Annotated in this window: 4 protein-coding genes and 1 pseudogene; all 5 read left to right on the forward strand. The window is 44.9% G+C overall.

The genetic code is table 11. The features are described from left to right. Positions 1–167: 167 nt before the first annotated feature. The 5 genes and pseudogenes from R7190_RS25365 to R7190_RS25375 all read left to right on the forward strand — a co-directional run bounded on the left by R7190_RS25365 (position 168) and on the right by R7190_RS25375 (position 3,031). On the forward strand, positions 168–494 hold the full coding sequence (locus R7190_RS25365; protein WP_169654078.1) for a MobC family plasmid mobilization relaxosome protein: 327 nt from the start codon (positions 168–170) through the stop codon (positions 492–494). Next, positions 491–856 (forward strand): annotated as a pseudogene (locus R7190_RS31395) (relaxase/mobilization nuclease domain-containing protein); the annotation flags it as partial. The gene R7190_RS25365 and the pseudogene R7190_RS31395, both read left to right, overlap by 4 nt. A gap of 322 nt (positions 857–1,178) precedes the next feature. Beyond that, positions 1,179–1,634, forward strand: coding sequence for an MbeB family mobilization protein (locus tag R7190_RS31400; protein WP_249335089.1), 456 nt, complete (start codon positions 1,179–1,181; stop codon positions 1,632–1,634). A gap of 3 nt (positions 1,635–1,637) precedes the next feature. Continuing rightward, on the forward strand, positions 1,638–1,871 hold the full coding sequence (locus R7190_RS31405) for an MbeD family mobilization/exclusion protein (RefSeq protein ID WP_373906686.1): 234 nt from the start codon (positions 1,638–1,640) through the stop codon (positions 1,869–1,871). 335 nt (positions 1,872–2,206) lie between these two features. Next, the gene (locus R7190_RS25375; RefSeq protein ID WP_228086026.1) at positions 2,207–3,031 is read left to right on the forward strand and encodes a hypothetical protein; all 825 of its coding nucleotides are present in this window, start codon (positions 2,207–2,209) and stop codon (positions 3,029–3,031) included. The last annotated feature ends 1,122 nt before the right edge of the window (positions 3,032–4,153 follow it).

Below are 4,153 nucleotides of genomic sequence, written 5' to 3' on the forward strand. Positions count from 1 at the left end.
TACTAAGCCAGCATACACAGCGTCCCCTCTAGTCACTTCGTTCCTGACGGTTCCCCTGTGAGCTGGAAAGGGGCGCTAACGCCCCCTTTACCCCAGTTGACCACACCGAGTCATTCCCTCGTTCCGAGCGAAGGCCTCGATGCGGTTTCATGTTTGAGAGTGTTGCTATGTCCGAGCCACGAATTAAAGAAATTAAGATCAGAGTGACGGCTTTAGAGCATGAAGCGTTATTGCTGCGAAGCTCTAAACCTCGACTTGCTGAGTGGATGCGATCGCATTGTCTCGATGCGCCCGTTTCCCGTGCTCATGCCGTGCCTAAAGTTGACCCTAAGTTGCTTCGTCAGTTAGCCGGTATGGGTAACAATCTCAATCAAATTGCTCGAGCGATTCATTCCCAAGACTGGAAGCCGGTGGATCGTATTCAGGTTGTCTCTGCTTTGATGAACATTGAACGAACGTTGCAAGATTTAAAACGGGAGTATTCCCGTTCATGATTGTTAAATTTCACGCTCGTGGTGTCGGTAAAGGCTCTGGTCCGGTTGATTATTTACTTGGTAAGCAGAGAGATCGAGAGGGTGCCACACTCGATAGAGGCTCACCAAGTGAGGTTCAAGAGCTGATAGATTCGAGTCCTTATGCAAAAAAATACACGTCTGGTGTGCTGTCCTTTGAAGAATTCGATCTCCCTAGAGAGGCCAAAGATCACATCATGTCGAGTTTTGAAAAAGCGTTGTTACCAGGGCTGGAAGCGGATCAGTACTCTTGCCTTTGGGTAGAGCATCGAGACAAAGGACGGTTAGAGCTTAATTTTGTTGTTCCGAACGTGGAGCTACAAACGGGCAAGCGACTCCAACCTTATTTTGACCGAGCAGATAAACCTCGAATCAATGCTTGGAAAACGGGCATGAATGCCACGTTAAATCTGCATGATCCTGATGACCCTTTGCATAAAAGGGAGTTAGTGACCCCTCGTAATCTACCTGTTCAAAAACAAGAGGCAGCCAGAGCGATCACAGACGGTTTGCTTTCGTTGGCACAGAACGGTGACATTCAAGATCGAACGCAGGTTGTTGAGGTTTTAGAGCGTTCTGGTTTTCAAGTAGTGAGGCAGACTTCAAAAAGTCTCTCTATCGCCGATCCTGAAGGCGGTAGAAACATCCGATTAAAGGGCATGATGTATGAGCAAGATTTTAGATTTGGCGCAGGACTTCGAGAAGAAATCGAAGCAGCAAGCGCTCGATACAGAGCAGCATCTCAAGAGCGAATTCGAGAGGCACGTGAGGGTTATCGAACAGGCGTTGAGATCAAGCGAGCAGAAAATCAAAGGCGATATAAACGCCCAGAATCGACGCATGAGCGTGTTAGTGCTGAAAAGTTGGGCGTGGCTAGGGTTGACTATCTTTCTCGTGATAGTGGCGTGCTCAAGCGTGATTTGGTGGCAAGGGAGCATGATTCTAGCGAACCAATTAGAGATCAATCAGCAGAGTGCCACGATAAAACAGCTCGAATTGAAGGGCGGAAAGATTCAGTTGAGCCAATGCGGAGAGAGGATTTGTATAGCGGTCGCCAAGGATGGGAAGGGTTGGACGAGAAAAAGCGACGACCGATCGATGTTTATACCGGAGGGATATTAGAGCATGACGGAGTTAGAGAAACAGCTATTGAACGCCTTCGAGCAATTACAACAGCAGCACGAGGCGCAACACAAAGCCTTTGCGAACGCTTACAAGGATTTAGAGAAAATGTTCAACACTACTTTGAAAGAGAACGCCACGTTGTGTCAGCAAGTGAGCAGATTGAGCGAGCAAGTGAACGGCTTGAACGTTCAGCTTCAGCGGTTGGAAAAGCATTACAGCACGAAGCGAGATTAGACATAGACAGAGAGCGTGAAATGAGTTTTAAAGGTTTTTGCCGTTGATTGACTCCCGTTTTAAATGCATTCGTGTAAGCTATTGTCACTGTTCAATTTTTTCTTATGGGTGTGCGAATGCATAGCTTGAATGGGGGGCTTCCCGATATTTTTGACCCTTCAAAATCTCATCGTTGCCCTATTGGGCACTCGAATCCGTCAGTGTGCCCATGTTCTACTTGTAAGATGGCTAGAGAAGCGGAGGCTTCTAGATTGGCATTAAGGCGAGCTGAAGCGAGAAACTTCGCTCCGACAGGTTCGCTAATGCCATCAAATCAAGCAATTAAGGAATCCGTAGTGCCAAAAGAAACCCCTAGAGAAAAAATTGAAAGACAGCGTAGAGAACGATTTCAGGAGCGAGAAAAAAACTGGCAAGAAATTCAAGCCAGTGAAGAGCGATACGCAGCTATTAGAAAGAAGACAGTTGAGAAAAGAAAACTAGAAAGTGAGGTTGTTAAAGCGACAGAAGCGCTTTTGATTTTTCTTCCTGCGTTGGATTTGGAAACGTCAGTACACAGCCAAGCCGTTAAAGAGTTTAGTCAGGCGTTCGATGTTATTTTGAAAGGTTATGACAAAAACAATATTACTTATGATGTTGGATATGACCTCATTCATCAAATTAAAAATGGCTTTATTGAGGGGGGAGAAGCCCTTAGAAAACTCGAAGAAAATCGATTATCACGCCGTACGGAAGAGGTAGATAATGTCTCTCAAGATGGCAGTTATCGACGCAATCTAGTGGTGAATAATGAATCGTTTAATGTTCGTTTTAAGGCGAGTTGTGCCACGCCAGAATGTTTAATGAGAAATGCCAATATCGACATGGAAGATGATGCCTTTCAGGATTACATCGAGGCAGCCACGCAAGACAAACGTTCGGATGTGATGCAGGTGATAGGTGTTGCTTTGATTGCTAATCCATATCTCAAGCCTTTGGAGTATGTTGTATTTGGAGATATCGCCTACTCAATGACAGATCTTAACTTCGACCCTTCTTGGGCTTTTGCTATGGGAAAAGGGGCAGCTTATCGATTAAAGCTTCTTAACTTTAGTGAAAGAACGGTGCTCACGGGAGAAAATGTGACCAGCTATATTTCAGGGAATATTTTAAGCAGTGATTGATAAGAACAAGCTTTGGAGATATTTAAATATATCTGACTCGATTTATGCCGTTTGTACCATTATTGGTATTTTCTTTTTTTTCGAAAGTGTCACGGGGTTATTGGGGCTATGGTTTATCACCTTTCTTTGTTCAGGATTGGCTTTGAGGCGTTATTGCAAAGGTAAACCAATTATGAGGTATGGCTCTATCGTAGATGAGTATGATGAAGAAGGTGCTAAAAACTCTTATTTATTACATTGTTGGACAATAATACCAACAACAATAATAGCGATATTATTTACGATATATCACGTAAGTGTTTAGTTAAAAAAAGGCTCCCATGAAAGGAGCCTTTTTGTTGGAGGAGGAGAAGATCTTTTACGTTGATCATTGAGATCTAACGATTTTAGGATTAATCTCTATCCCCAGATGTGAAAAAACCGACTTTGGCGAGTCGGTTTATTTCGAAATACTCACTAGATTTCAGCCCTAGGAAGTTCCTTTCATGATAGACCATATCAAGTAAGCACTTCAAGAGTATTTCTGCATTCTGTTTGGAATCAAGATGTTTTGGACAGAACGACGCGCATCACTCACCGACCAAGGGATGTTCCAAAGGTGAGAGGTAAAGGCACTAATCAGAACTAAGCGAAAGCTCGATAAATCCGCCCTTTGTAGCTGCTAGAGGGGACAAGCGGAAAAGGAATAACTGATTAGTGTTGTGTGACTGGAACGGGGGCGAAAGCTTTACACACAGCGCAGGGCAGTCCGAAATAAGGGGAGAAATCCTTAGTTCAGAAAGCGACCATAGACAATATCCAACTCACTCAAAATAGAGTCGAAATGGGTAGGGGTCGGCGCAGCCGAAATAAGCAATTTCGGTGCCTCTCTTTCTTTCTCCGCTTACCTCCTCCGCTCGGCGCAGTGTGCGAGTAAGCGAAGCGTCCGAGCATCGAGCAAGCGGCATTTCTGAGTTCTCAAGCTGTGGCACTGTCACTCTTAATCTACGTGGGTTATACCCTCTTCATAGCTTATTTTTTAGGCTTGTGCTATCGTTTGCTTCTGTACTAAGCCAGCATACACAGCGTCCCCTCTAGTCACTTCGTTCCTGACGGTTCCCCTGTGAGCTGGAAAGGGGCGCT

The organism is Vibrio sp. 1078-1, assembly GCF_033340475.1.

Bases quoted from the DNA above. Each gene is read 5' to 3' on its own strand.
- R7190_RS25365 (WP_169654078.1), top strand. From the start codon at position 168: ATGTCCGAGCCACGAATTAAAGAAATTAAGATCAGAGTGACGGCTTTA.
- R7190_RS31405 (WP_373906686.1), top strand. From the start codon at position 1,638: ATGACGGAGTTAGAGAAACAGCTATTGAACGCCTTCGAGCAATTACAA.
- R7190_RS31400 (WP_249335089.1), top strand. From the start codon at position 1,179: ATGAGCAAGATTTTAGATTTGGCGCAGGACTTCGAGAAGAAATCGAAG.